Annotated in this window: 24 protein-coding genes and 3 pseudogenes; 7 read left to right on the plus strand and 20 right to left on the minus strand. The window is 63.7% G+C overall.

The window, feature by feature from the left end; genetic code table 11:
* Positions 1-53: 53 nt before the first annotated feature.
* The 5 genes from OKW41_RS16355 to OKW41_RS16375 form a co-directional block, all read right to left on the minus strand.
* Positions 54-854 carry a transglutaminase family protein gene (locus OKW41_RS16355; RefSeq protein ID WP_429573169.1) on the minus strand — a complete coding sequence of 267 codons (801 nt, stop codon included), beginning with the start codon at positions 852-854 and terminating at the stop codon, positions 54-56.
* Positions 855-866: 12 nt separating this feature from the next.
* A complete protein-coding gene (locus OKW41_RS16360; protein ID WP_429291600.1) occupies positions 867-1,817 on the minus strand; it encodes an alpha-E domain-containing protein in 951 nt (316 codons plus the stop codon).
* A 158-nt stretch (positions 1,818-1,975) separates the two neighbouring features.
* Positions 1,976-3,385 carry a circularly permuted type 2 ATP-grasp protein gene (locus tag OKW41_RS16365; protein ID WP_429573170.1) on the minus strand — a complete coding sequence of 470 codons (1,410 nt, stop codon included), beginning with the start codon at positions 3,383-3,385 and terminating at the stop codon, positions 1,976-1,978.
* A gap of 413 nt (positions 3,386-3,798) precedes the next feature.
* Positions 3,799-4,251 (minus strand): HU family DNA-binding protein, encoded by a 453-nt coding sequence (locus tag OKW41_RS16370; RefSeq protein WP_090807144.1) that lies wholly within the window; start codon positions 4,249-4,251, stop codon positions 3,799-3,801.
* A gap of 375 nt (positions 4,252-4,626) precedes the next feature.
* Positions 4,627-6,114, minus strand: a complete 1,488-nt coding sequence (locus tag OKW41_RS16375) for a PLP-dependent aminotransferase family protein (RefSeq protein WP_429573171.1) — start codon at positions 6,112-6,114, stop codon at positions 4,627-4,629.
* An 84-nt stretch (positions 6,115-6,198) separates the two neighbouring features.
* Here OKW41_RS16375 and OKW41_RS16380 point away from each other — a divergent pair.
* A pseudogene (locus tag OKW41_RS16380) lies at positions 6,199-6,387 on the plus strand (carboxymuconolactone decarboxylase family protein); the annotation flags it as partial.
* A 24-nt stretch (positions 6,388-6,411) separates the two neighbouring features.
* Here the strand turns inward: OKW41_RS16380 and OKW41_RS16385 are convergent.
* From OKW41_RS16385 to OKW41_RS16415, 7 genes are all read right to left on the minus strand, one after another.
* Positions 6,412-6,711 carry a hypothetical protein gene (locus OKW41_RS16385; protein WP_429444141.1) on the minus strand — a complete coding sequence of 100 codons (300 nt, stop codon included), beginning with the start codon at positions 6,709-6,711 and terminating at the stop codon, positions 6,412-6,414.
* A gap of 88 nt (positions 6,712-6,799) precedes the next feature.
* Positions 6,800-7,735 carry a 2-dehydropantoate 2-reductase gene (gene panE, locus OKW41_RS16390; RefSeq protein WP_429573172.1) on the minus strand — a complete coding sequence of 312 codons (936 nt, stop codon included), beginning with the start codon at positions 7,733-7,735 and terminating at the stop codon, positions 6,800-6,802.
* A 221-nt stretch (positions 7,736-7,956) separates the two neighbouring features.
* Entirely contained in the window at positions 7,957-9,378 is a 1,422-nt protein-coding gene (locus OKW41_RS16395; RefSeq protein ID WP_429573173.1) for an efflux transporter outer membrane subunit, read from the minus strand.
* 9 nt (positions 9,379-9,387) lie between these two features.
* A complete protein-coding gene (locus tag OKW41_RS16400) occupies positions 9,388-10,959 on the minus strand; it encodes a DHA2 family efflux MFS transporter permease subunit (protein ID WP_429573174.1) in 1,572 nt (523 codons plus the stop codon).
* Between the two features lie 7 nt (positions 10,960-10,966).
* The gene (locus OKW41_RS16405; RefSeq protein WP_429573175.1) at positions 10,967-12,067 is read right to left on the minus strand and encodes an HlyD family secretion protein; all 1,101 of its coding nucleotides are present in this window, start codon (positions 12,065-12,067) and stop codon (positions 10,967-10,969) included.
* An 81-nt stretch (positions 12,068-12,148) separates the two neighbouring features.
* Positions 12,149-12,571, minus strand: coding sequence for a MarR family winged helix-turn-helix transcriptional regulator (locus tag OKW41_RS16410; protein WP_184025155.1), 423 nt, complete (start codon positions 12,569-12,571; stop codon positions 12,149-12,151).
* An 83-nt stretch (positions 12,572-12,654) separates the two neighbouring features.
* Complete coding sequence (locus OKW41_RS16415) at positions 12,655-13,077, minus strand: MarR family winged helix-turn-helix transcriptional regulator (protein ID WP_090807156.1); 423 nt, start codon at positions 13,075-13,077, stop codon at positions 12,655-12,657.
* Positions 13,078-13,494: 417 nt separating this feature from the next.
* Between OKW41_RS16415 and OKW41_RS16420 the strand changes: the two genes are divergently transcribed.
* From OKW41_RS16420 to OKW41_RS16435, 4 genes are read left to right on the plus strand one after another with little or no spacing between them, the layout of a single operon-like run.
* On the plus strand, positions 13,495-15,840 hold the full coding sequence (locus OKW41_RS16420) for a TonB-dependent receptor (protein WP_429573176.1): 2,346 nt from the start codon (positions 13,495-13,497) through the stop codon (positions 15,838-15,840).
* A gap of 21 nt (positions 15,841-15,861) precedes the next feature.
* A complete protein-coding gene (locus OKW41_RS16425; protein ID WP_090807159.1) occupies positions 15,862-16,485 on the plus strand; it encodes a MotA/TolQ/ExbB proton channel family protein in 624 nt (207 codons plus the stop codon).
* Entirely contained in the window at positions 16,485-16,883 is a 399-nt protein-coding gene (locus OKW41_RS16430) for an ExbD/TolR family protein (RefSeq protein WP_184007118.1), read from the plus strand. Before OKW41_RS16425 ends, OKW41_RS16430 begins: the two co-directional genes overlap by 1 nt.
* Positions 16,876-17,619, plus strand: a complete 744-nt coding sequence (locus tag OKW41_RS16435; protein ID WP_429573177.1) for an energy transducer TonB — start codon at positions 16,876-16,878, stop codon at positions 17,617-17,619. The genes OKW41_RS16430 and OKW41_RS16435 overlap by 8 nt, the downstream gene beginning before the upstream one ends.
* Positions 17,620-17,626: 7 nt before the next feature.
* On the opposite strand, the pseudogene OKW41_RS16440 reads toward OKW41_RS16435, so the two are convergent.
* Both OKW41_RS16440 and OKW41_RS16445 read right to left on the minus strand, forming a co-directional pair.
* Positions 17,627-18,994: pseudogene (locus OKW41_RS16440) on the minus strand (tannase/feruloyl esterase family alpha/beta hydrolase); the annotation flags it as partial.
* A gap of 234 nt (positions 18,995-19,228) precedes the next feature.
* On the minus strand, positions 19,229-20,194 hold the full coding sequence (locus OKW41_RS16445) for a GlxA family transcriptional regulator (RefSeq protein ID WP_184025144.1): 966 nt from the start codon (positions 20,192-20,194) through the stop codon (positions 19,229-19,231).
* 110 nt (positions 20,195-20,304) lie between these two features.
* On the opposite strand from OKW41_RS16445, the gene OKW41_RS16450 reads away from it, so the two are divergent.
* Entirely contained in the window at positions 20,305-20,595 is a 291-nt protein-coding gene (locus tag OKW41_RS16450; RefSeq protein ID WP_429573178.1) for a hypothetical protein, read from the plus strand.
* A gap of 58 nt (positions 20,596-20,653) precedes the next feature.
* On the opposite strand, the gene OKW41_RS16455 is transcribed toward OKW41_RS16450, so the two are convergent.
* Positions 20,654-21,466: a DUF4377 domain-containing protein gene (locus tag OKW41_RS16455; protein WP_429573179.1), complete on the minus strand. Its 813-nt coding sequence runs from the start codon at positions 21,464-21,466 to the stop codon at positions 20,654-20,656.
* Positions 21,467-21,739: 273 nt separating this feature from the next.
* Positions 21,740-22,273, minus strand: coding sequence for a hypothetical protein (locus OKW41_RS16460; protein WP_429573180.1), 534 nt, complete (start codon positions 22,271-22,273; stop codon positions 21,740-21,742).
* An 88-nt stretch (positions 22,274-22,361) separates the two neighbouring features.
* On the opposite strand from OKW41_RS16460, the gene OKW41_RS16465 reads away from it, so the two are divergent.
* Positions 22,362-23,294, plus strand: coding sequence for a LysR family transcriptional regulator (locus tag OKW41_RS16465; RefSeq protein ID WP_429573181.1), 933 nt, complete (start codon positions 22,362-22,364; stop codon positions 23,292-23,294).
* A gap of 30 nt (positions 23,295-23,324) precedes the next feature.
* On the opposite strand, the pseudogene OKW41_RS16470 reads toward OKW41_RS16465, so the two are convergent.
* From OKW41_RS16470 to OKW41_RS16485, 4 genes and pseudogenes are all read right to left on the minus strand, one after another.
* Positions 23,325-23,402 (minus strand): annotated as a pseudogene (locus OKW41_RS16470) (transposase); the annotation flags it as partial.
* Positions 23,403-23,712: 310 nt separating this feature from the next.
* Positions 23,713-24,180 (minus strand): universal stress protein, encoded by a 468-nt coding sequence (locus tag OKW41_RS16475; protein ID WP_184025129.1) that lies wholly within the window; start codon positions 24,178-24,180, stop codon positions 23,713-23,715.
* 181 nt (positions 24,181-24,361) lie between these two features.
* The gene (locus OKW41_RS16480) at positions 24,362-24,547 is read right to left on the minus strand and encodes a hypothetical protein (protein ID WP_429573182.1); all 186 of its coding nucleotides are present in this window, start codon (positions 24,545-24,547) and stop codon (positions 24,362-24,364) included.
* A 290-nt stretch (positions 24,548-24,837) separates the two neighbouring features.
* Positions 24,838-24,984: a hypothetical protein gene (locus tag OKW41_RS16485; protein WP_429573183.1), complete on the minus strand. Its 147-nt coding sequence runs from the start codon at positions 24,982-24,984 to the stop codon at positions 24,838-24,840.
* Between the last annotated feature and the right edge of the window lie 64 nt (positions 24,985-25,048).

Here is a 25,048-nt window from a genome sequence, read left to right on the forward strand (position 1 = left end):
AACACGTGGCAGGAATGTTAAATGACGTCGCGCGCGTTGGCGTTGCAATGCGGCTACTGCGACATCTGCGCGCTGACCGCCACCGCCACGTGAAGCTCCTCTTCGAGTCCGCCGATGCGTCGGCCGCGCACCGGTGCCGCGGCCTCATAGTCACGGGCGACCGCGAGCCGGCAGTAGATCTCGCTGGCAAACCCGGCATGCGTAACGTCGATCGAAATCCACCCTTTGCCGTCGAGCCATACGTCGACCCACGCGTGACTCGCGCCATGCGGTACGTCGCCGGGTTCGATATATCCGCTCACGTAGCGCGCCGGCACGCCGCGCGCGCGGCAGCACGCGAGCATCAGATGCGCATGGTCCTGGCACACGCCGTTGCCGAGCGCGAGCGCCTCGGCGGCCGTGCTCGTGACCTCGGTCACGCCGGGCCGGTATTGCACGCGCTGCACGATCTGCTCGGACAGCGTGAGCAGGCTTGCCGGGCTCGCCAGATTCGCCACCGACTCCGCCAGTTCGCGGATCGCGCCGTCGGCTTCGGTCAGACGCGTCGCGCAGGTGAAATGCTCGAGCGGAATCGGGCCGGGCGGATCACGCAGCACGCCGTCGACGAGCGGCATCGTGTCCACCTCACCCGACACGCTCAGATGAATCTCGTTGTGCGGCTTGTTCATGACGAGCGTGTGCAGCACGTTGCCGTAGGCGTCGAGCGTCGCGTCGAGCTTGCCCGGCGCGTCGATGTTCCAGCGCCGCACGGTCTGTCCGGCGCCGCTCGCGGGCGTCAGGCGCAACTGCTGGATCGAATAGTGAACCGTCGCTTCGTAGCGGTAAGAGGTGTCGTGGCGGATCGTCAGGTACATGAGAAAACTCCGTCAGGCCACTGGCAGCATCAGATAAGTACGCGCCACCAGATTGCCCAGATCGAACACGCGAGCGAGGAACTGCGTCAGATAGGCATGGAGACCGCTTTCGAAAATCTGCCGGATGTCGGCATACAACAGCTCGGCGCGCAGCTTGCCGGCGAAGCGCTCGCACTGGTTCGAGCCCGACGTGCGCAGCATCGCGAGATTGCTGCACACGCCGTCGAGCGAGGCGAGCAGCGAGCGCGGCATCTGCTGATTGAGGATCATCAGCTCGACGACGCGCGCGGGCGTCACGACGTCGCGATATACCCTGCGGTAGATCTCGAGCGCCGACACCGAACTCAGGATCGAGGTCCAGTAATAGAAGTCCTCGAGCTGGCGCGCCGCGTCGCGTGAATTCGGTTCGACGTTCGCGAAACGCACATCGAGAATCCGCGCGGTGTTGTCGGCGCGCTCCAGATACGTGCCCAGCTGCGTGAAGAAGAACGCGTCGTCCTGCAGCGCGGTGCCGATCGTCACGCCGCGCGACAGATGCGATCGGAACTTGACCCACTCGAACAACGAGCCCGGATTGCTCGCGGCCTGCCCGCTCGCGAGCCGCTCGTTGAATTCGAGCCACGTGTCGTTGATGGTTTCCCACCACTCGGTCGTCAGCGTGCCGCGCACCGCGCGAGCGTTTTCACGCGCGGCCTGCAGGCACGAATGAATGCTCGACGGATTACTTGCGTCGGCGACCATGAAGTCGAGCATGTGGTCGCGCGTCGGTTCGTCGTAGCGCTGCGCGAAGGCGCTTTCGAGCTCGGAGATGCGCAGCACCGAGCGCTGCGCGCGAGCCTCCTGTTCGGCCGTCTGCGGCAGCAGTTGCGCCTTCAGGTTGATGTCGAGCATGCGGGCGGTGTTCTCCGCACGCTCCATATAGCGGGCCATCCAGAAGAGGTGATCGGCGGTTCGGCTAAGCATGACGACGTTCCATGTCTGTGATCTGAACGCGCGAGGCCTTCGTCAGCGACAAAGGTCCGCGCTGGTTATCCGTTGAGCGCCAGCGCGCATCAGGTTGCGAGTGTCGCGCCCTGCTCTGCTCTGTTGCGAGCGAGGCGAAAAGCGCGGCGGCAACCGCGTCAGTCGACCATCCAGGTATCCTTGGTCCCGCCACCCTGCGATGAATTGACGACGAGCGAGCCCTCCTGCAACGCGACCCGCGTGAGGCCGCCCGCCACCATCGTAGTGGTCTTGCCCGACAGCACGAACGGCCGCAGGTCGATATGGCGCGGCGCGATGCCCGATTCGACGAAAGTCGGACACGCGGACAGCGCCAGCGTGGGCTGTGCGATATAACCGGCCGGACGCGCGATCAGCCGCTCGCGGAAGGCCTCGACTTCGGCCTTTGTCGAGGCGGGGCCGACCAGCATCCCGTAGCCGCCCGCGCCATGCACTTCCTTGACCACCAGCTCCGGCAGATGCGCGAGCGTATAGGCGAGATCCTCGGGCTTACGGCACTGATAGGTCGGTACGTTGTTCAGAATCGGCTTTTCGCCAAGATAAAACGCGATCATGTCCGGCACGTACGGGTAGATCGATTTGTCGTCGGCGATGCCGGTGCCCATCGCGTTCGCGAGCGCGACGCGGCCGGCGCGATAGGCGGTGAGCAGACCCGGTACGCCGAGCGCGGAGTCGGGGCGAAACGCAAGCGGATCGAGAAAATCGTCGTCGACGCGCCGGTAGATCACGTCGACGCGCTTCGGTCCTTGCGTGGTGCGCATGAACACGTAGTTGTCGTCGACGAACAGATCCTTGCCTTCGACGAGCTCGACGCCCATCTGCTGCGCGAGGAACGTATGCTCGAAATACGCGGAGTTGTACATGCCCGGCGTCAGCACGACGACGACCGGATCGTCGACGCCCGCGGGCGCGACCGAGCGCAGCGTATCGAGCAGCAGGTCGGGATAATGCGCGACCGGCGCGATGCGGTTCTGCACGAACAGTTCGGGGAAGAGCCGCATCATCATCTTGCGGTTTTCGAGCATGTACGACACGCCCGACGGCACACGCAGATTGTCTTCGAGTACGTAGAATTCGCCTTCATCGCCGGCGCGCACCACGTCGACGCCCGCGATATGCGCGTAAACACCGAGCGGCACGTCGACGCCCTGCATCTCGGGACGATACTGTGCGTTGGTATAGACCTGGTCGGCCGGCACGATGCCCGCGCGCACGATGTTGCGATCGTGATAGACGTCGTGGATAAACAGATTGAGAGCCTGCACGCGCTGTCGCAAACCCGCTTCGAGCGTCTGCCATTCGCCGCGCGGGATGATGCGCGGAATCAGATCGAAGGGAATCAGCCGCTCGGTGCCTGACAGGTCGCCGTTTACTGCGAACGTGATGCCGACGCGCCGGAACAGCAGGTCCGCTTCCGCGCGCTTGCGTGCGATCGCTTCATCGCCCTGACTGTCCAACCATCGCTCAAAGCGCATGTAATGCGGCCGTACGCCATCGGCGTGATGGCGCATCTCGTCATAGCATCGCATGTCAGCCCCAGTCTTGTTGTCAAATGGAAGGCGAATGCGCTGCGCATTCGGTATTCGACCTTCGATCAAGCAAGCGTTATGCCATTGAATGTGTCGGGATAGAGCGCGTTGACGTGCCCGCTAACGGCGCATCCGCAGGGCGTCGGATTGCCTTGATCGTACTGTCGTGGATCATGATGCGCCAGTCAGGTGCGTGTGCGCCATCAGGGAGCACACTATGAGAGCCGCGCTTGCCGTTTCGCCCATGGACTCGACGCGCACTACGAAGCGAGCGCATAAAAAAAGTCCCCGTGAATCTTCATCCACGGGGACTTCGATCACCTGCATGCAGGCGCTTTTTCACGCACTCAAACGTCAGGCATGGTTAAACACAACAGCGCTATGCCGACGCCTGAGTCGTGCGAGCAACGCGTTCAGGCTGCCGCTGCGTCCTTCAGCTTCTTCAGCGCGCGTGTCTTGATGCGCACGCTGGCCGGCTTGGCCGGGAACCAGCGCTCTTCACCCGTGAACGGGTCCTTGCCGAAGCGCTTCTTCTTCGCCGGCACAGCCTGCACGACGATCTTCAGCAGACCCGACAGCGTGAATTCGCCAGCACCTTTCTTGTGCACCGTGCCGAGGATCGTGTCTTCGAGCGCGGCCAGCACGGCCTTGGCGGTCTTCGGTTCCACTGCAGCGCGTTCAGCGATGTGAGCTGCCAACGAGGCCTTCGTGAAGGTGTCCTTGATCGGCGACGGTGCGCCAGACGCCTTCACGGCGACCTTCTTGGCTGCGACGGCTTTCTTCGCAGGAACTTTCTTTGCAGCAACCTTCTTGGTCGGTACCGGGGCAGCAGCCTTCTTGGCCACCTTTTTTGCGGAAGTCGGCATGTTTCTCCTACCTGTTGTGGTCAGTGAATTGCTCGAAGCGCACACCGTATGTGCACGCTTCAACGCCGGATTCTACAAGCGCTAAAGCGATTTGCGCGACTCTTTTATGTATTGCGATGAAGTTTTTTGCGCGGCGCCGACGGTGCAATACGTTTTAGTACCTGTTTTAGCGGCTAAAACGTGCGTGGCGAGCTCTTTAACATGCAGGAGTAACGCTCGTTACAGTTCGTTTCGGCCGTGGTTTCGAGGCGGTTGCGTCGGGGCGAGCCGGTGTTTTCGCCCCTTGAAACAGGGCATTTTCTTCGTTTGACGCGTCAAGCAACGCACCCCCAACGTTTCGACGATGCCTACGCCTCGCTTGCGGCGAGCTCCGTTTCAGCGTGCGATGCGCTGCAGGATGTCGGCGAGCGTCGTCAGCGCCGTGTCGATATGTTCGGCCGCGATGCTGCCATAGCCGAAGATCAACCCAGGCTGCGGTGTCACGCGATGGTGAAATGGCGCGAGTCCATAGAGGCCGATCGACGCTTCACGCGCGGCGGCAACGAGCACCTCTTCGCCGAGCGACGCCAACGGCCCCTTGAGCCGCGCCGCCAGATGGATGCCGGCGGTCGGCACGATCGGCTCGAACCAGCGCGCGAGACCGCCTTGCAGATGCTCGAGCAGCATCGCGCGGCGGGCCGCGTAAGCCTTGTGCATGCGCCGCAGATGGCGCGCGAAGTCGCCATTGAGCATGAACGACGCGAGCGCCGCTTGCGTCAGCGTGCAGCCGTGACAATCGGCGATCTGCCGCGCCTTCAGCAGCGGGCCATGCAACGACGCGGGCGGCACCAGGTAGCCGATGCGCAGCTCGGGGAAGATCGTCTTCGAAAACGTGCCGACGTAGGCGACGAGGCCGGCGCGATCGAGGCTCTTCAGCGGCTCCATCGGCCGGCCTTCGAAACGGTACTCGCAGTCGTAGTCGTCCTCGATGATGACCGCGCCGCGCTTTTGCGCCCATTCGAGCAGTTCGACGCGACGCTCGAGGCTCATCGGCATACCGAGCGGAAACTGATGCGAAGGCGTCACGTAGACGAGCCGTGCCTTGTCCGGCAGCTTGCCGACGATCAGGCCTTCGCGATCGACCGGTACCGGCACCACGCGCGCGCCGGTCACCTTGAAGCATGCATGCGCGGGCGAGTAGCCGGGGTCTTCGATGGCCGCGATTTCACCGGGCCGCAGCGTGATGCGCGCCATCAGATCGAGCGCGTGCTGCGCGCCCTGCGTGACGATCACGTCTTCCCAGTTGCTCGACACCGCACGGTTGAAAGCGAGGTAGCGCGAGATCGCGAGCCGCAGCTGCTGCTCCCCTGCGGCGTCGCGATAGGTGCCGGGGCTGCGCGCCTGGCCGCGTAGCGCATGATTCACGCAGCGGCGCCAGACGTCGAAGGGAAACAGCGTCTTGTCGGTCGCGCCGCCGATGAAGTCGAGCGGCGACGGCACCGACGGCCGCGGCAACGGCAGACTGTCGGGCATCTGCTCCCACAGCGGCTGCGCGCGCGCGGCGGCCTTCGCTTGCGCGGCGGCTCGTTCGCGCGAGCGGGCCGCCGCGCGCGCGTGGGCGGAACGCTCAACCGGCAACCGTTCGAGTCCGTCGGCGACGAAGGTGCCCGAACCGGCGCGGGCGCTCAGATAACCTTCTGACAGCAGCCGCTCGAATACGTCGAGCGTGGTCTTGCGCGACACACCGAGCTGCGTCGCGAGATCGCGCGTGGACGGCAGACGCGTGCCGCCGGCAAGGCGCCCTTCGAGAATGCCCCCGCGCAACTGCCGATAAATCTGTCCGGACAGATCGTGATGGCCTTCGACCGCGATGTGAATGTCCATTCGGGTGGTTACCTCAAATAACGGCGAAATGGTTATTCGACCGACCAGTGGCGAACGTAAGCTTACCGCCACGGACGCCCGACGCGCACAAGCACGGCGCTCGAATCGGCGGAGGCGGTGACGCTGGTCGCGCAAACGCGCGTGCCGGATACGGTATGGGACGCGGTGAAGCCGCATTTTAGCGAGCAGGAAATCAGCGACCTGACGCTGCTGATCGTTGCGATCAACGGCTGGAACCGCATTGCGGTGTCGTTCAGGAAGATGCCGGAGTAAGCGGCGGCGCATCTTCGCGGAGCTTCAGAAGATCACGGAAACCGCCACCGCGAGCCAAATCGCGGTCACGCCCGAGAGAAACAGATGCCGCGCGATACGCACGCGTGAGTCGCTGTTCTCCGGCTCGACGGGACTCGTCGCCATCCATGGCACGAGGCCCAGGCACGCGAAGCCGGCCAGCGCGAGCACAAAGACCACGACGTCGGCCTTGTGCCAGGCAGTCGGCTCATACATACCCCAGTAGCCGAGAAACACGATGCCGATCGAGAACACGGTCGCGGAAGCGGCGCTGAGCGCGGGCACCGATCCAGTTGGAGCCGGCATGCTTGACCTCCGATCGTCAGGTTGCGGCGGCGCTCGCGTGCGTCGCGCCATCGGCCCGATCCGCGTTCGCGTCGGCCGCGGCGAGCCGTCAGGAAGTGCGGGTCTGGCGAGCTTCGTACGTCTTCAGATGACTATAGGCGATGCGCAGCAGCGACACGCCGTGTTCGCCCTTTTGCGCGTCGCCGCCGCGCGAGATCAGGTCGCCGAGGATATGATCCGCCTCGGTGTGCGAGTGGTTTTCGACGTCGCGCAGCATCGACGCGGTCAGAGGCGACGGCGTCAGCAGCACCTGGGTGGCGCGCACGTCGAAGTCCGCGGCCATCGTGAAGCCGTTGTGCTCGGCCGCCGCGCGGCATTCGCCGAGCAGATTCTCAATCACGCGCTTGCCGTCCGGCGCAGCCAGAATATCGCCGACCGAACCGCGCATCAAGCACGTACTCGCGGCCAATGTGGCGAGGAACACCCATTTTTCCCACATGCGCAGCAGGATGTTGTCGCTGACCGCGACGTCGAAGTTCGCGCCGGACATTGCATCGGCAATCGCCTCGGTGCGCTCCGAGGTGCCGCCCACGAGTTCGCCGAACGTGATCGCGTGCATGTCGTTCAGATGCGCGATGTGCTGCTCGGCATCGAGCGTCGCGGCGATCACGCACTGACCGCCGAGCACGCGCTCCTTGCCGAAGCTCGCGGTCAGCACGTCGATATGGCGCATGCCGTTGAGCATCGGTAGGATCAGCGTGTCTTCGCCGACGAACGGCGTGAACGAATCGATCGCGTCGTCGAGACTGTAGGCCTTGCAGCTCAGCAGCACGAGGTCGAACGGCTCGGCGGCGACACCGGCCAGTATCGTCTTCACGTCGGGCAACTGGAGATTGCCGCGCGGGCTGTTGATGACGAGGCCGTCGCTCCGTAGCTTTTCCGCGCGACCGGCGCGTACGAGGAAGGTCACGTCCTGCCCGGCCGCGGCCAGACGTCCGCCGAAATAACCGCCTACCGCGCCCGCTCCTACTACCAGAATTCGCATCTTGAGCCTCTTGAAAGATTTCGATTTGCCGATCATGCGCGTCGCTGGCGGACGCATCTTCATGGTGCCGCGTATTCGGTGCTTGTGCAGGAATGTAGCAAAGATTGGGGGATCGGTTCCGGGGAGCGTTGCCAGCAGGCGCCCACGACACACCAACTCGTGACGATTGCGAAACGCTTGATCGGACTTCAACCCTCCTATACGCTCTCATGTCGCTGCCTTCACTGCGCCGCCACCGTTTCCCCCTGCTCCCACCCGCCCCCCAGCGACCGGTACAGCGCGATCGCCGAAAGCGCGTGCTCGCGACGGGCCTGGTTGAGCGACTCCGAGTCGCGCAGATACGCTTCCTGCGCGTCGAGCACATCGAGGAAGCTCGACGCACCGCCCTTATACAGCTCGGTCGACAAACGCAGCGCGTGATTCGACGCATCGAGCGCACCGGCCAGGCGCTGCACCTGCACCGCGCCGCTGACGAGATCGCTGCGATTGTCCTCGACTTCCTTCAGCGCCTGCAACATCGTCTGTTGCAAGCCGAGCTGCGATTCGCGCATGCGGCTCTCGCTCGCGTCGATGTTCGCGGTGATGCGCCCGGCGTTGAAGATCGGGCTCGTCGCATTCAACGCAGCGCTGAACAGATTGTCGGTCAGCGTCGGCAAGCCAAGGTACGACGATGCGAGCAGCCCATTCGTCAGGTTGATCTTGAACTGCGGATAGCGCTGCGCCTTCGATACCCCCACTTCCGCCGCACGCTGTTCGACGAGCGCATAGGCGGTGCGCACGTCGGGTCGATGCAGCAACGCGTCGGACGGCAACACCTGCGGCGCGCTTTGCGCAGGCACCGGAATCTCGCGCGCGTTGGAAAGCAGCAGCGTATCGAGGCTTTCCGGCGTACGCCCCGAATACACGGCGATCAGACTCAGTTGATGCTGCACCACCGATTGCATGCGCGGAATCTGCGCCTGCAAGTCCTGCAACTGATTCTGCGCGCGGGCGACGTCGAGCTGCGTCGACAGGCCGTAATGCAGACGCTCCTGCGTGAGCTTCAGCGCGCGGCTGCGAATCTGCTCGTTGTCGTCGAGGATCTGCAATTGCGCCTGCGCCCAGCGTAGATCGATATACGCAGCCGCCGTGTTCGCGGCGAGCGCGAGCCGCAACTGGTTCAGCGCCGCAACGCTACCCGACACCTGCGCCTCCGAGGCGAGCACCGCGAGACGTTCGCCGCCGAACACGTCCGGCGTCCAGCTGGCGGCGAGGCCGAAGCCGGCCTGGCGCACATAGCCGAGCGGCGGCGGCGTGTTCTGCCGCTCGGTCGACGCGCGCGCGTTCGCATTCAGCTCCGGCAGCAGCGCCGCGCGATTCTGCGTCACCAGGTCCTGCGCCTGCTTCACGCGTTCGGCCGCGGCCTGCACGTCGAGGTTGCCGGTCAACACCGACTCGATCAGTTGATGCATGACCGGGTCGCCGAATTGCGCCCACCAGGCATCGGTGTTCACGCTGTCTTGCGGCGCGTCGACGTTCCACGCGGCCGGCGCGAGCGTCTGCACCGTATGCGGCAAATCCGCGTGCGTCGCGGGTTGCACCGCGCAGGCCGCGAGCGTCAGGAACGCCGCGCTCGCCAGTAACTTCATCACGATTCGTTTCATGTTGGTCTCCTAATGGGCATCGGGCGGTGGCGCGGTGTTGCCGAACGGGCGCGAAAACAGTACGCTCAGCAAGCCGACCACGAAGCACAGCGCAACCGCCAGAAAGGCGTCCGAGAATGCGAGCACCAGCGCTTCGCGCATCAATGCCGCGTGCAATTCGGCGAGCCCCGCACTCGCGGCGTTCAAGACATCACCACCAACGGCCGACAGATACTCGGCCTGCTTCTGCAAGATCGATTCGACGACCGGACGGCCCGCATTCAGATGTTCGTCGAGCCGTTCGTAGTGCAGATTCAGGCGGTCGTTCAACATCGTGCTGCTGACCGCGATGCCAATCGCACCGCCGAGATTGCGCATCAGATTGAACAGCCCGCTCGCGGAGCGCAGCCGCGACGGCGGCAACGCACCCAGCGCCATCGTCACGATCGGCGGAATACAGAATTGCTGGCCAATTCCGCGCAACGCTTGTGGAATCAGCAACTGCTGCCAGCCCCATTGGTTCGTCAACGGCACGTACAGATAGCAGCCGATACCAAACAGCGCGAGTCCGAACACCATCAGCATGCGCATATCGACGAAGCGCGCGAGCGTCGAGTAGGCGGCCAGCGCGAGCAACTGAAAACAGCCAACGGACAGCAACGCGAGACCAATCTGCAACGAATCGAAGCCGCGCACGCGCGCAAGAAACACCGGCGTCAGAAACACGGTGCAGAAGATTCCGATCCCGGTAATGAACGACAGCAGACTGCCGATACCGAAATTGCGCAACGCCAGTGCGCGCAGATCGACGATCGGTTCCTTCCCGGTGAACGCATGCACGAGGAACAGAAACCCGCAGATCGCCGCGACCCACGCGCACAGCACGATCACGTCGTCGCCGAACCAGTTTTTGCGCGGTCCCTCTTCGAGCACGTATTCGAGGCAACCGAGAAAACCCGACATCAGCAAGATGCCGAAGTAGTCGCCCTTTTTCAGCAAGGACAGATCGACCTTGTCGATATGCACGTACTTCGGCACCAACAGCGTGACGGCGACGCCCGGTACCAGGTTCAGATAGAACAGCCAGTGCCACGACCATTGCGACGTGATCCAGCCGCCGATCACCGGGCCGATCGTCGGCGCAAGCGACGCAAGCGCGCCGATCGTCGTCGACGCGATCAAACGCTGCTTGCCGGGAAACAGTACGAACGCGGTCGTGAACACGGTCGGGATCATTGCGGCACCGAGCGCGCCTTGCAGACCGCGAAACAGGATCATCGAGTTGATGTCCCACGCGAGACCACACAGCATGCTGGTGACCGTGAAGCCGAACGCGGAGAAGGTGAAGACCCAGCGCGTCGAGAACACGCGCGTGAGCCACCCCGACATCGGAATCACGATGATCTCCGCGATCAGATACGAGGTCTGCACCCAGGAGAGTTCATCCTGACTGGCGGACAGTCCGCCGCCGATATCTCGCAGCGACGATGCAACGATCTGGATATCGAGCGTCGCCATGAAAAAACCGACGCACATCAGCGCGAATGCGAAGACCTTGGTGCGGGTCGGCTGGTCGGCGGGGTTGTCAAAAGCGTGAGTCATGATCGGTTCATCCCTGCGCGGCCGGATGGCCCGCATCGAGGTGCACTTTCACGGTCGCGGACAGGCCCGGACGCAGCACGCCCTGCATGTTCTTCGGCACGTCGAGGCGCACGCGCACCGGCACGCGCTGCACGATCTTCGTGAAGTTGCCGGTCGCGTTTTCCGCGGGCAAGACGCTGAAGGTCGCACCGGTCGCCGGTGCAAGACTGTCGACCACGCCGTGCAGCTTTGTGCTCGACGCATCGAGTTCGACGTCGACGCTGTCGCCCGAATGCATTTTGCGCAGCTGATCTTCCTTGAAGTTCGCGTCGATCCATAAACCGCTCGCCGGCACGACGGTCAGCAGCGACACGCCCGTGTTGGCGAGCAGCCCAACGCGAGCGGTGCGATTGCCGACATAGCCATCGATCGGCGAGCGGATCGTCGTGTACTCGACGTTCAACGCGGCGACGCGTTGCGCGGCCTGCGCGGTCGCGATGCGCGCTTTCGCGTCGCCGATCTGAGCGTCGAGCACCGCGATCTGGCGTTGCGCCGCGAGCAGCGCCGCGCTGCTGCGATCGACCGCGGCGCGCGCTTTGGTCAGATCGGCGTCGGCCTTCTCGACGACCTGGTTCGACACCGCGTCGTCTTTCACGAGCTCGCGGTAGCGCGTCTGGTCGGCGGCGCTGCGTGTGAGCTCGGCGCCCGAAGCGCGGACCTCGGCGGCCTGCTCGTTGATCGCCGCGAGTTGCAGTGATTTCTTCGCTTCGAGTTCGGTGACGGCGGCCTGCGCGCTCTCCACTTCAGCACTGGCCTGGGCGAGGCGCGCGTCGTAGTCGCGGGCATCGAGACGCACGAGCACCTGGTTGGCGTGCACGAACTCGTTGTCGTGCACGAGCACGTCGGTGACGAAGCCGTTGACCTTCGGCGCCATCACCGTGACGTCGCCGCCGACGTACGCATCGTCGGTGCTCTCGACGAAGCGGCCGACGAAGAACCAGTACGAAGTGGCAAGCGCCAACACGACGAGAACGGAGAGGATCGCGAGCAGCATCCACGGGATACGCCGCGCCTGTCTGACGGGTTGTACCGCGCTTGGCGGCGCGACGGTCGAAGGAGTTGTGGACATGGTGTCGATATGTGCGTATGCACTCTTCAGATTGAAAAAAACGGCGCAGTGCGCCGGCCTCCGCGATCTTCAGCGTTGATGTCAAAGCGTATCCCGGGTGATCGCAAACAGCTCGGTGCGCAGTGCAGCCGCGCGCTCCTCGCCGAAGCGGTGCTCGAACTCGGCCTGTGCGGCATACCAATGAGCGCGGCCTGCGTCTTGCCGCTCTTCGCCCGCGGCGGTCAGCGAGATCAGCAGCGCGCGCGCATCCGCGCCCATCGCCTCGCTCGACACCAGCCCGTCGCGTCGCAGCGGTTGAATCGTACGGACCAGCGTGGTGCGCTGCATGCGCATGGCCTCGGCAATCTGCTTCATCGTCATCGGACCGGTGCGCTTCAGGCGCCCCAGCAGCGAAAACTGCGTGATGGTCAGCCCGACATTCGACAGGTGCCGGTCGTAGATCTGCGATACGTGACGCGCGGCCTGGCGGATCGCAAAGCAGTCGTCGTCGAAAAGCGCTTCCATTCGCTTCACTTCCTTTGCTCCTTAGTGCATATGCACATCAAGCGGCGTTATAAAACCCGCCGAAGCAGGTTCCTACGCGCGATCTAACCGGTGATGCTGAACAGCTCGGTACGCAGCGTCTTTGCGCGGGCGCGGCCAAACTTCTTTTCGAATTCATCCTGCGCGGCGCGCCATGCGACGGAGGCCTGATCGAACGTCGTCTCGCCCTTTTCCGTCAGGCTGAACAGCAACGTGCGGTTGTCGTGGTCCGCCGCCTCGGCCAGCACGAGGCCGTCGCGCTGCAGGGGCTTCATCGCGCGGACCAGCGTGGTGCGCTCCATCACCATCGCGTCCGCGAGCTCCGCCATAGGCAGGTTCGGTGTGCGCGCGAGCTTCGCGAGGATCGTGAACTGCGCAGCGGTCAGCCCGACGCTGCCGAGATGGCGCTCGTACATCTGCGTGACGTGCCGCGCCGCCTGGCGCAGCGCGAAGCAGTTGCATTCGTCGTAGGAGAGAGGACGGTTCATGGAGCGAAGTTTATGTGTGCATATGCACTGTGTCAAGTTTTTCGAATGGCGACGGGCAAATGCCTCACCCGTTGCGCTACGGCGGCCTTCATCTTGCGACTTGCCAGCTGTAATTGTTATGTTATAACATGACCAAAAATTGGCGCTCCAGCCCTGCCGTTTTTCACACGGGCCCACTGCGACGTCCAACAAAATCCGTCCGACCTATGAGCGGACAGTCCATGCTCAACGACCACTTATGACCGTCATCGCCATTACCGTTCTCATCGAAAAGTGGTCCTGATCGACGGGCCTGCTATCGCGCGTCGTCAACCTCCAGTTCGCCTGTCCTTCCCCTGCCGGCCAGGGGCGAGGTGGGTGAGCTTTTGCCGAATGCTTCTGTTCATCAACCCATCGTCCATAGCGCGAGCAACAACAATGAAAAAACGCACACTGACCGCACAGGCGGCGATCGTGTTCTGTACCGCCATCTCGAACGCATGGGGCGCGCCAAGCGACGCCATATTGACGGGCACGGTCTCCGATCCCGCGGGCCATCCCGTCGCTCACGCGAAAGTGGAGGTACAGGACGCGAGCGGCGCCTCCATTGGCGCGTCGAACACTGACACGTCGGGCCACTTCTCGATCGACGGCGTGGCGCCCGGCACGTATGCGGTCGTCGTCACCGCGCCCGGTTTTGCAAGCGGCAGCAGCATCGCGACCGCCCAGTCCGGCGCCCCGGCGAGCGTCAGCGTACAACTGCAAAAGAGCGACACACTCGACGTGCAGGTCAACGCACAACGTCTGAACGCTGCCCGCAACGGCTTGCTGCCCGAAACGGGCAGCAGCGTCTATCGCTTCACGCAGGCGGACATCGACACGATGCCGGCGGGCGCGAACACGCCGCTCAATCAGGTGCTGCTGCAAGCGCCCGGCGTCGCCAACGACTCGTACGGCCAGTTGCACGTGCGCGGCGAGCACGCCAATTTGCAATACCGGATCAACGGCATCATCATTCCGGAGCCGATCAGCGGCTTCGGCCAGTCGCTCGACACGCGCATCATCGATCAAATGAACCTGCTCACGGGCGCCCTGCCCGCGCAGTACGGCTACCGCACGGCCGGTATCGTCGACATCCGCACCAAATCGGGCGACATGGGCAGCGGCGGCTCGATCGACGTATTCGGCGGCAGCCATCAGACCGTCAAAACGAGCGCCGACGTGTTCGGCAGCGAGGGACCGTTCAGCTACTACCTGAGCGGCTCGCTCGGCATGAACAATCTCGGCATCGAGAATCCGACGGCGAGCGCCAATGCGATTCACGATCACACGCGCCAGGGCAATGCATTCGGCTATCTGTCGTATCTGATCAATCCGCTCACGCGTGTGAGTCTGTTGTTCGGCGCGACCAGCAACCAGTTCGAGATTCCGAACACGCCGGGGCTCACGCCGAACTTCGCGCTCAACGGCCGCAGCACGTTCGATTCGTCGCAACTGAACGAAACGCAATCGGAGCTGAACAATTTCGCGGCGCTCGCGCTTCAAGGCACCAACGGCGGCGCGCTCGATTACCAGGTCGCCTTCTTTACGCGCTATACGCGCACGAAGTTCAACCCCGATCCGATCGGCGACCTGATGTTCAACGGCGTAGCATCGGAGGACTTCCATAGCAACACAGCCAACGGCGTGCAGGTCGATACGACCTGGCGCATCAACGACAGTCACACGGTTCGCGCGGGCGTCTTCTTCCAGCAGGAACACGCGGTATTCGACAATAACGTGTCTGTGTTCCCCGCCGACGCGGACGGCAACCAGCTCTCCGACGTGCCCTTCAACATCCAGGACAGCAGCAGCAAGACCGGCTATCTGTACAGCCTCTACGCGCAGGACGAATGGAAGCTGACCGACCGGCTCACGCTGAACTATGGCTTGCGCTACGACCGCATGGACGAGTACACGAGCGCGAGCCAGTTGAGCCCGCGCGTCGGCCTCGTCTACACGCTCACGCCGTCGACGACGCTGCACGCCGGCTACGCGCGCTACTTCACGCCGCCGCCGTTCGAACTCGTGTCCGGCTCGACGATATCGAAGTTCGACGGCACGACGAATCAGAGTTCGGTAACGCAGAACGATCCCGTAAAGCCGGAACGCAGCCACTATTTCGATCTCGGCATCACGCAGAAACTCGGCCCTGCCGTTACGCTCGGACTCGACGCGTACTACAAGAAATCGACCGACCTGCTCGACGAAGGACAGTTCGGTTCCGCTCTGATCTACGTGCCGTTCAACTACCAGTACGGCAGAACGTATGGCGTCGAATTCACCGCCAACTACAAACAGGACAATCTCTCCGCTTATCTGAACCTCGCGTATAGCCGCGCGCAAGGCAAGAACATCAACTCCGCGCAGTTCAATTTCGGTGCGGACGAACTGGCGTACATCTCGAACAACTGGGTGTACCTCGATCACGACCAGCGCGTGACCGCATCGTTCGGCGGGGCATACGACTTCCATCAAACCACCTTCACGTTCGACGGAATCGTCGGCTCCGGCCTGCGCAGCGGTTTTGCGAACACCGATCGCCTGCCCGTCTATGCGCAGTTCAACCTCGGCGTAATCCAGCACTTCAACGAGCCGATGATCGGCAAGTTCGACGCGCGTATGGTGGTGATCAACGCATTCAACCGCGTGTACGAGTTGCGTGACGGCTCGGGCATCGGCGTCGGCGCGCCGCAGTACGGTCCGCATTTCGCGGTCTATGCGGGCGTGACCAAGTACTTCTGATCGACGGCAGGGAGAACCATCATGCAGGAATGGACAGGCTTTATCGCGGCGATGCGCACCGGCGGGTGGATCATGTATCCGCTCAGCGTGCTCGGCGTGCTCGCATTGACCATCATCATCGAGCGGGCGTATGTGTTTGCCCGCTTCGCAAGCGCACCGGCGCGCGTTTTGCAACCCACGTCGTCAGCCGATGACAACCGTCTCGACCGTCTCGCCCCCCACCACGCGTTTCGGCGTATGGCCGCGCCGTGGCTGTCGGAATCCGACTCGCCGCTGTGGCTGCGCGAGGCGTCGGCGCAATCGATCGCGTCACAGATCGAGCGCGACATGGGCCGCGGTCTGTGGCTACTGGAGACGATCGTCACGGCGGCGCCGCTGCTCGGCTTGCTCGGCACGATCGTCGGGATGATGAAGTCATTCCAGCTGTTCGGCGGCAATGGGCTCGTCGATCCGGGCGGCGTCACGGGCGGGGTGGCGCAGTCGCTGGTGGCGACCGCGATCGGACTCATCGTCGCGGTCTTCGCACTGTTCGCGTTCAACTATTTTTCACGGCGGCTCGAGCGTCTGATGGATGAACTCGAACTGTTCGCCAACGCGCGACTCAGCGCGCTGCGCCTGCAACAAGAGGCGCGAGGAGAGCGCTGATGAAACTCAAACGCTCGCGCGCCTCGCGGCGCGGCCGCATCGAAATCATTCCGATGATCGACGTGATGTTCTTTCTGCTCGCGACCTTCATGCTCGCCTCGCTGGCGATGCAACGTCTTGACGCGGTGCGGATCAACCTGCCTTCGGGACGCGCGCAGCCGATCAGCACGAGCGAGCCGCTGACGATATCGGTGAACGGCAACGACGAGGTCTCGGTCAATCGCCACGTCGTTCGCGCGGATCAGATCGAGCCTGAAGTGAAGCGCCTGCTGCGCGCGGACGGCAACGTCGTCATCGCGGCCGACGATCACGCGGGTCACGGCGCGGTCGTGCAGGCCATGCTCGCGGCGCGACGTGCGGGCGCCGAACACTTTCTGATTGCCGTGCATCGTGATTAAAGCCTGCCGCGAGCTGTTCGGGGGGCACGTTGTGGGACCGCTGCGTACCGCCGTCGCTTGTCTGATCTCGCTGGGTATCTGGCTTCTGGTGCTGGCTGCGCTGTCGTCCGGGTTGCTGAAGTCGAGTCAGCCAGCCCCACCGCCTGCTCCACTGGATATGCGCGTGGTCGTGCTCGACGAGCCTGCGCCGCCTGAATCCCGTCCGTCGCAAACTCCCGTTGCGGTTCCAGCGGAACAGGCGCCACGGCACGCGCAGACGCAATCGCGTACCTCAGCGCATAGCGCGGTGCCGCCTGTGCCAACCAGGCCGCAGACGCTGAAGACGCCCGCTGCCGCGGCGCCGTCGGCACCGGTTGCTAGTCAGGCACAACGCCCGTCGCAAGACGAGCAGCCGGAACAAACGGCCGCCGCGGGATCGCAGCAATCATCCGCACAGCGCGACGCCGCTCCAGCCGCCTCGGCAAGCTCCAACACCGCCGCCCGCTCCATATCGCAACCGCTACCGACGCTGCCCGACGACTTGCGCGAGCAGGCCTATCAGACGATCGCGACAGCCCGCTTCACGATCCACGCCGACGGCTCGGTCGATGTCGAGCTCATTCACGCGACGCCGAACCCCCGTCTCAATCAGCTGCTGCTCGACACGTTGCGGCGCTGGCGCTTTTTTCCCGCGCTGCGCGATGGCCGGCCCGTCGAAAGCACGCAAAACATCCGCGTGCATTTCAACGTCAGTTGAACAGCGCCTACTGGCTTGCGCAGGTGAAATTCGCCGCGACGTTCACGTCGCCCGAGCCGTTATAGCGCGGAAAGGTCGGATATTGGCACAGCGGCCGTGTGCGTCCGGGCACGCCCGCCGTATCGGCGACGATCTGCGCGGGCGGCACCACGCCGTTTTCGACCCAGTTTTCGAGCGTCGTCAGCGAATCCCACGAGGCGTTGAACACGGTGCTGACCGCATGGCCATAGCCGGGAATCTCGTAGAAGCGCACGAAGTTCGCCACGGTGGACACGCCCATCGTCGCTTGCAGACGCTGATAGTACTGCTCGGTCGAACGCGTGCTGACGAGCGCGTCGGTCATGCCGTGCGCCATCAGGATCTTGCCGCCCTTCGCATTGAAGGCCGACAGATCCGTCTTGTTGACGTCGTGCAGGCCCGTCAGCTGACTGATGCGCGCCTGCAGACTGCCCGGATTCTGCGGATCGACGGCGAGCGGGTTGTAGTTCGGGTCGCGCGTGACGAAGTAGCGGATCCACTGGTCCCAGAACACGCTCAGATACGGCGCGGTCGTGGGCATCGACGATGCGGGCTGTGACATGCCGAGCGCGAGCGTGGTCACTGTCGGCTGCAACGCCGAAGGATTCGCGATACCGAGATCGGCGCCATACACGTTGAAGCCCGGATACTGCGTCTCGCCGCTCGCGAGGGTGTAGCCGAACGTGACCGGCGTGTTGTACACGTTCAGCGCCGCGATCTGCGCGTCGGACAGACAGGTGTTGCCGGTATCCGCGCCGCCCGCGCAACGCAGCGGCGTGCCGTTCAGCGTCGCCGTCGCGGGATTGAAGGTCGCGTTTCACGCAACGACGTTGCTGATCAGACCGTCGGCAACGCCGTCGAGCGCGTCGCAACTCGCGAGTACCGTGTCGAGCAGCACCGTGCGCTTCGCCTGGTCGAGATAGGCACCCGGCGCCGCCAGTGCGCGCGTGATGCGGCCGAACTGCAGATCGAGGCTCGCGGCCGCCTATGCCGGATACAGCACGATCGAGCCGTCCCAATCCTGCGGCCAGCGTTGCACCACCGCCAGCGCCTCGCGTCCGCCCGACGAGCCGCCCGCGAAATACGCCCGCTTCGGCGCCTTCACCGCGTAGCGCGCGTCGATCAGATAGACGGCCGCGTCGCGGGTTTTCTTCAGTGCGTCGCCGTTGAAGTTCTGCATCGCTTCGTCGTTCACGCCGAACGACGCGTCCTCGCTGCCGAGCGCATTGGCCTCGTGTCCCGAGTCACTCGCGAACACCGCGTAGCCGCGGCCAAGCGGAGTCAGTTGCGCGGTCGGGCCGGCCGGCACGTTACCTGTCGGCGCGGGAATCGTGCCGTCGTAGCCGCCGCCGGGATATGAGGCGCGAAGGTATACGGCAATGCGGTGCATGGCAAGCGGCGTGCCGCGAGCCGCCGGCGGGCCACGGCATGCATTGCAGGTCTCCGCGAAAGGATCTCAACCAACGGCGACGCGCTCTCCGGATCGCAACCGACGATTGAATGTGCTGGCCGCCTGGCAAATAGTGTCAGGCGAGTAAAGAAGAAAGAGTCGACTTTGCAATCGGCTTCGCTGCCGCGCTCGCTATAGCCTTCAACGCAGATCCGCACGAAGATCGCGCACGCCTTTGCCGAGCCGTTGGCGCAACAGCGTGCGCAACGTGGCACCGTCGACATAGCCGACCTCGGCCGCAATCGCGTCGATGCCGAGGCCGCTGCCATGCAGCAGCGACTGCGCATACTCGACACGCAGGTCCTGAAAGTAAGCCAATGGCGATTTGCCGAGCACGTCCTGGCAACGACGCTGCAGCGTACGCGCGCTCGTCGCCAATGCGGCCGCAGCATGCTGCAGCGAGAACCCTTCCTTCAGATGATCGCGCGCCCATCGCTCGAAACGCTGAATCAGCGGATCGGCCTGAGCCAGATGGTTCGGGATGATGTACGGCGCCTGCGATGAGCGTAGGTCGGCGAGCAGGTAGCGCGACACGAGCGTAGCCAGCTCGGGGCTCGCGCGGCGGATCAACCACAGCGCGAGATCGAGATGCCCCATCGCCGCGCCCGCAGTCACACCGACGTCCGATGGCACCAGCATGCGCGACTCGTCGAGCAACACGGCCGGATAGCGTTGCCGGAACAATGGACCCAGCCACCAGGTCGTGGTCGCTTCGCGATGATCGAGGAGTCCGGTTTCCGCGACGAGGAACGTGCCGATGCACGACGCGGCGATCAACGTGCCCTGTGCATGCCATGCCAGCATTTGCACCCTGGCGTCGCGCACGTCCGGCCGCTCGAGCGCGGGTACCAGCTGCTCCGGCGTACCGGTACTGAGCGCGGGAATGATCACCCAGTCCGGCTTCAGGTCCGCGGTGATCGCTTGCACGGGGATGGTCAGCCCCTGCCCTGAGCGAACCTTCTTGCGCACGCCGACGACCGACAGTTCGAAGTGCGGCCGCCCGCCCATCTTCGCGGCCGCGAACCGGTTGGCGAGCGAGAACGCGTCGAGCATGACGGTGAGACCGGTGTCGAACAGCCCCTGCAAGGCGAGCACGGCGATGCGCATGGCGTAAATGACCCTAAAGTTGTCATTTGCGACGATACAGCTTTTCCCGGCCGAGGGCTACAGTGAGCCTCGTTGTACATCGCAACCAACGTCGACCCAGGAGGTCACTGATGAAAGTTTTCGCCATCGCAACCGCACAACCGACCCTCACCCCGGACAAGCTCCAGCAGCACATGCCCCACGAGGTGCCGGCCACGCTCCAGCTTTATCTCGACGGCAAGGTCGAGCAGTTCTGGTTCCGCGACAAGGTCGGACCGATTTTCCTGATGAACGTCGGGTCGGTCGACGAGGCCAAGGCAATACTCAACGCGTTGCCGCTCGTGGCTGACGGGCTGATGAAGTATGAATACCTGCCGGTGGGACCGCTCGCGCCGCTGGGGCGGCTGATTCAGAAGGTGTGAAGTCACGCTGGTGGGGAGCCGTGCCGCCAATGTGCCTGGCGGCACGTTTGAAGAAGCATTACTGCCCGACCTTCTCCGATTCGACGACCAGGTCCAGCACATAAGCGGCCGACGGCCCATCGGCAGGCGGGTTCCTGACTGTGAAACGCTTCACGCGCACGACGTTACGGATGCCCGGCGTGTGCGTATAGCCTTCGATATCCTGATTCAACGGGTGCCACGGACCAGGCGTGCCGGTCGCCAGGCCCTGCTCGTCGAAGAAGCGACCGCGCACGAGCAGACATTGCGCGTTCGGCATCAACGGATGGTTGCACGGCACGGACTGCGCCGCCACTTCAAGGAACGCTATTTGACCGGGGCCGCCGTAGCGCGTCTCGGCCGTGGGCACACCGGTAAAGCTCAGCGTGTCGCCGCTATCGGTGACCAGTTGCAGGCTCGGCGCGTTGTCCCGCGCGAGCAGGGTCACGTTGACGCTGCCGCGCACACGCTGCGAGATCGCATCGTCGAGTGCGGCAAGCGCGGCATCGTGGCAGGCCATCATCGTGCTGACCATCGGGCCGATCTGCAAATACCCTTTCCTGACGGTGTAACCCGCTCCCATGCTGTTGCAGCTATTGACGACGGTGATCCGGTACGGACTGAAGTCGAGCTGCACTGGCCTGTCTGGGCGGGCGAACAGGGCATCGATGTGCGTGCCATTGCGATCGATCGCGTTGTTCAGTTGCCAGTGGTATCGGGTCAACAGATCGGTGCCGGTCGGCGACGCCGGGTTGGCGGCCGCCGTGGTTGCCGATGGCGCCGGCGCTGTCACTTCCGGTGCCTGTGCGCAGGCGGCGAGAAAAAGCGGCAGCAATAGCATGCGGTATTTCACGTCGGCACCTCGCTGAGTTCAGTGGCCGTTCCGGGCGTTTGCTCGCGTCGTCGGGCCAAGGGACGCGAGAATCAGGTCGCATGCACAAAAGCCGGAAGTGCCAGTGAAGGGTACCACCCGGCCGCATCAGGCCGGTTTTGCGCACCTGCTTAGTTCAGGCCGCGAGCATCGACTCGACGACCGACAGCATAACGCAGGTGGAAGGCGTAAAAACGTCGCTCGATGCTGATCGGATTCCTCGTTACGTGGCCGAACTGCGGCCAGTGCAACAGGCTACGCCTGGGAAATGTCACGGCCGACGGAAGGACGGGCGTGACGCCGCTTCAGCCGAGGGCGCAACATCAGATAGAAGGCGGCAACATGCGTGATCGCCAGCGTCGGCACATAGATGATCGGAATCGCGTACAAGGCGCCCAGCTCGCCTGCATGCGCGGGCAGATCGGCCGCGGTTGCGTGGTAGTAGTCGATGATCAGGTCGGCCATACCAACAAGGTTGAAAGCGACGACGAACGACCAGAAAAGCGGACGTATCCGGGCCGTCAGCAACGCCAGCATCGCCAGCACTCCCGTGGCGAAATCCCCATAGGCGGCGAACACGGCGAAGCTCGCGGACAGTTGCGGACTGACGACACCAGGCAACAGAAAGGCGAGCCCGAAGAAGCGGAAGCTGTGCAACGTGGCGATCGCGCGTTGCGCGTCGAATGGAGCCATCGACTTGAGCTTCGGCCACACGTAGGTGCCGAAGCACAGCAGCCAGGCGAGATAGCCCAAAACGAGGTGCGACTGGAACAGAAGCCGCGATGACATGGTGCCTCCTTGTCAAGTGTTGGATGCGCAGATGTTAGGTGTACCATCGTCTCGCGCGGGTGACTATTCCTCACAATGTTGACAGGCTATGAAGCAGAACTTCACAGTCAGGCAGGGCGCGCTCGACGGCGTCGAAGTCTTCCTCAGCGTTGCCGAGCATCGCAGTTTTCGCGGGGCCGCCGCACAACTGGGCGTGACGCCGTCGGCCGTCAGTCAGGCGGTGCGTGTGCTCGAAGCCCGCCTCGGTGCGACGCTCTTCATCCGCACCACGCGCAGCGTCGGCTTGACCGAAGCCGGCGAGCGCTTTCTCGCTCGGGCCAAGCCCGCCTTCGAGGAACTCGTCGCCGCCAGCGAGGTGGCGCGCGGACTCGGCGAGCGACCGTCCGGCCTGTTGCGTCTTTCCGTGCCGCGTGCAGTCGTGCCGATCCTGCTGGAGCCGCTGATCGCGTCATTCTGCAAGGCCAATCCCGAGGTCGAGGTGGAAATAGCGGCCAGCAAGGAGCTGATCGATCTCGCGACGGAAGGCTTCGACGCCGGCATCCGACTCGGTCAGTTCGTCGCCGCCGACATGGTCGCGGTGCCGCTCACGGCACCGTTCCGTTTTGTCGTCGTGGGAAGTCCTGCCTATTTCGCGGCGCGCGGCCGCCCCGAGCAAATGGACGATCTGCGCGAGCATGCATGCATTCGCTGGCGGCGCTCCAGCGGCGCGCTCGCGTTGTGGTCGTTCAACGATAACGGTCAGCCGATCGAGATCGCCGTCTCCGGTCCTTTCATCGCCAGCGATTTTCCGAGCGTGCTGGGCGCGGCGATCGAAGGCGTTGGCCTTGCCCAGCTACCCGAGCCGATGGCCGCCGAGGGGTTGCGAACGGGAAAGCTGGTGCACGTTCTGCAGGCGTACGCGCCGATGGTCCCGGGCGTGTTTCTCTACTATCCGAGCCGCCGCCAGATCATGCCGAAGCTGCGTGCGTTCATCGATCATGTCAAGAGCCGCGCGACGCGCTCGATGCCTGGCGACAGTTGACGAAGTTGATGATGTCGTCGAGGAAGCTCAAAGGTCTTCGCATAGCCGTCGCTCGGACCGGACACCGAAGCAGTAACCCACGATCAGCATGCGAATCATGAGCCCCGGCGTTTCGCAGCGAGCTGATAGGCGCGGCCATGCGAGCCTTTGCTCGTCAACGCAAGCGTTCTCAGCGTCTCTACGCTCAAGCCGCTTCCAGCTTGCGAGATCGGTCGCGTTTGTCCTGAGCCCATCATCTGCAGCAGTTTCCCAGCTTCGATCTTTTGCAATTTCATGATTCTTCAGTGTTGCCCTAACGGCCCGCAAATGACCGGAGAGAGATCGGGTGAGCGCTCGATGAGCGCTGGCCGGAAGACGCCATAGGCGCTACGTGGTCGCAATCGCGCAAGCCGTGTGCGTGATTGGCCAGGTGCGGATTTTATGCCGATGGTGCTTCGCTCTCATGCCGCGATTTTTTCATCGTCGCCGGATCGCGCACGATGGTGACCGCGCACGGCGCGTAGGCGAGCACCTGGCGGGCGACCGAACCGATCAGCCAGCGATCGAACGGCGTATGTCCGCGATGCCCCACCACGAGATGGTCGATAGCATGCCGCTCCGCGTACAGCACGATCTCCTTTGCCGGCGGGCCGACCACGAGATCGAACTCCACGGCCCCGATCGAAGCGGCGAGCTTCGCCTTGATGTCGTCGAGGATCTCGGTGGCATGGCGCACTTCCAGATCGATCAGGTTTTTTCGCTCAACTTCTATCGCACCCCAGTCCGGCGTGCGCGCGACGACGAGCACATGCAAGCGCGCGTCGAAACGCTTCGCGAGATCGACCGCGAAAGCAACGGCATATTGCGCGGACGCCGATCCGTCATAACCTACCAGCACGTTCTGCATGATCTGCTCCTGTGCGGTTCAAACTGGGCCGTGACTTTGTTGGACGAAATGCGTCGAGCCATTTGCGTGAACCGCGAGCGCTCCCCGACTTCACGGCGTCGGCGCGAAAGCATGCGCGATCCACTCGCGAACCCACCGCGCGGATTGTCATGCGGACGACGTCGGCACCGGCGGTGTTGAATCAGTTGTCGTCGCTTCTGGACGGGAGGTGCTCGTGAGGCTCGGGCTCTGCCGCGTCGGCGTTAGGAAGGTCGTCTGGGGCCGGATTTTTCAGGCCCTTCGGACGGGGCTGGCGAGTCTTGCCGGCGGAAGTTTGCGCGGGGTCGAGAGAGGTGCCGGTCGGCTCAGCGGATGGATTGGAGGTCATGATGTGCTCCTGCGCTGATGAATGCTTCTACCATGATAGTTCACCTAGCCGATTTGAGTCATCCGCGCTGTCACGACAGCACTACTGTCACGCCCGCCCGCTGTTTCTGGCCACGCTAACCACAGGATCGCCCCGCGCGCCTTTTGTTGCCGCTGGCGGTGCGCGCAAGCGTGCATACCGAGGAAAATTCCGCGTTCCGAACCACACCGAAAAGGACAGGAAGAAACGCCCAACGGCCTTCGTGAGGACGCGGGCGGGAGTCGTAGGTTGATGGAATCCTTGCACATAGCCTACTGCGGGCCGGCGCCCTGCTTGAAAGCACCGCACGGCAACTGCCAGTCAATGGGCAACATCTGGATCGACTCGGGGTAGTCCGATGACAGCGCCAAATGGGCCACCGTCTCGTCGTACTCGTAAGCCTTACCCTCGTTGGCCAACTGATGCACCGTCCGACACACGCGCCCGATGATTGGCGTAGTTCGGCCCAGTTCCAGCCGTTCG

This window comes from Paraburkholderia sp. UCT70, from assembly GCF_050434085.1.
Classification (GTDB): domain Bacteria; phylum Pseudomonadota; class Gammaproteobacteria; order Burkholderiales; family Burkholderiaceae; genus Paraburkholderia; species Paraburkholderia tuberum.

Excerpts from the sequence above, each read along its gene's own strand:
- OKW41_RS16460 (WP_429573180.1), bottom strand. The coding sequence starts at position 22,273 with ATGTCATCGCGGCTTCTGTTCCAGTCGCACCTCGTTTTGGGCTATCTC.
- OKW41_RS16370 (WP_090807144.1), bottom strand. The coding sequence starts at position 4,251 with ATGCCGACTTCCGCAAAAAAGGTGGCCAAGAAGGCTGCTGCCCCGGTA.
- OKW41_RS16445 (WP_184025144.1), bottom strand. The coding sequence starts at position 20,194 with ATGCGCATCGCCGTGCTCGCCTTGCAGGGGCTGTTCGACACCGGTCTC.
- OKW41_RS16450 (WP_429573178.1), top strand. The coding sequence starts at position 20,305 with ATGAAAGTTTTCGCCATCGCAACCGCACAACCGACCCTCACCCCGGAC.
- OKW41_RS16425 (WP_090807159.1), top strand. The coding sequence starts at position 15,862 with ATGCAGGAATGGACAGGCTTTATCGCGGCGATGCGCACCGGCGGGTGG.
- OKW41_RS16420 (WP_429573176.1), top strand. The coding sequence starts at position 13,495 with ATGAAAAAACGCACACTGACCGCACAGGCGGCGATCGTGTTCTGTACC.
- OKW41_RS16475 (WP_184025129.1), bottom strand. The coding sequence starts at position 24,180 with ATGCAGAACGTGCTGGTAGGTTATGACGGATCGGCGTCCGCGCAATAT.
- OKW41_RS16410 (WP_184025155.1), bottom strand. The coding sequence starts at position 12,571 with ATGGAAGCGCTTTTCGACGACGACTGCTTTGCGATCCGCCAGGCCGCG.
- OKW41_RS16395 (WP_429573173.1), bottom strand. The coding sequence starts at position 9,378 with ATGAAACGAATCGTGATGAAGTTACTGGCGAGCGCGGCGTTCCTGACG.
- OKW41_RS16405 (WP_429573175.1), bottom strand. The coding sequence starts at position 12,067 with ATGTCCACAACTCCTTCGACCGTCGCGCCGCCAAGCGCGGTACAACCC.
- OKW41_RS16465 (WP_429573181.1), top strand. The coding sequence starts at position 22,362 with ATGAAGCAGAACTTCACAGTCAGGCAGGGCGCGCTCGACGGCGTCGAA.
- panE (WP_429573172.1), bottom strand. The coding sequence starts at position 7,735 with ATGCGAATTCTGGTAGTAGGAGCGGGCGCGGTAGGCGGTTATTTCGGC.
- OKW41_RS16360 (WP_429291600.1), bottom strand. The coding sequence starts at position 1,817 with ATGCTTAGCCGAACCGCCGATCACCTCTTCTGGATGGCCCGCTATATG.
- OKW41_RS16355 (WP_429573169.1), bottom strand. The coding sequence starts at position 854 with ATGTACCTGACGATCCGCCACGACACCTCTTACCGCTACGAAGCGACG.
- OKW41_RS16430 (WP_184007118.1), top strand. The coding sequence starts at position 16,485 with ATGAAACTCAAACGCTCGCGCGCCTCGCGGCGCGGCCGCATCGAAATC.
- OKW41_RS16375 (WP_429573171.1), bottom strand. The coding sequence starts at position 6,114 with ATGGACATTCACATCGCGGTCGAAGGCCATCACGATCTGTCCGGACAG.
- OKW41_RS16480 (WP_429573182.1), bottom strand. The coding sequence starts at position 24,547 with ATGACCTCCAATCCATCCGCTGAGCCGACCGGCACCTCTCTCGACCCC.
- OKW41_RS16365 (WP_429573170.1), bottom strand. The coding sequence starts at position 3,385 with ATGCGATGCTATGACGAGATGCGCCATCACGCCGATGGCGTACGGCCG.
- OKW41_RS16415 (WP_090807156.1), bottom strand. The coding sequence starts at position 13,077 with ATGAACCGTCCTCTCTCCTACGACGAATGCAACTGCTTCGCGCTGCGC.
- OKW41_RS16385 (WP_429444141.1), bottom strand. The coding sequence starts at position 6,711 with ATGCCGGCTCCAACTGGATCGGTGCCCGCGCTCAGCGCCGCTTCCGCG.
- OKW41_RS16400 (WP_429573174.1), bottom strand. The coding sequence starts at position 10,959 with ATGACTCACGCTTTTGACAACCCCGCCGACCAGCCGACCCGCACCAAG.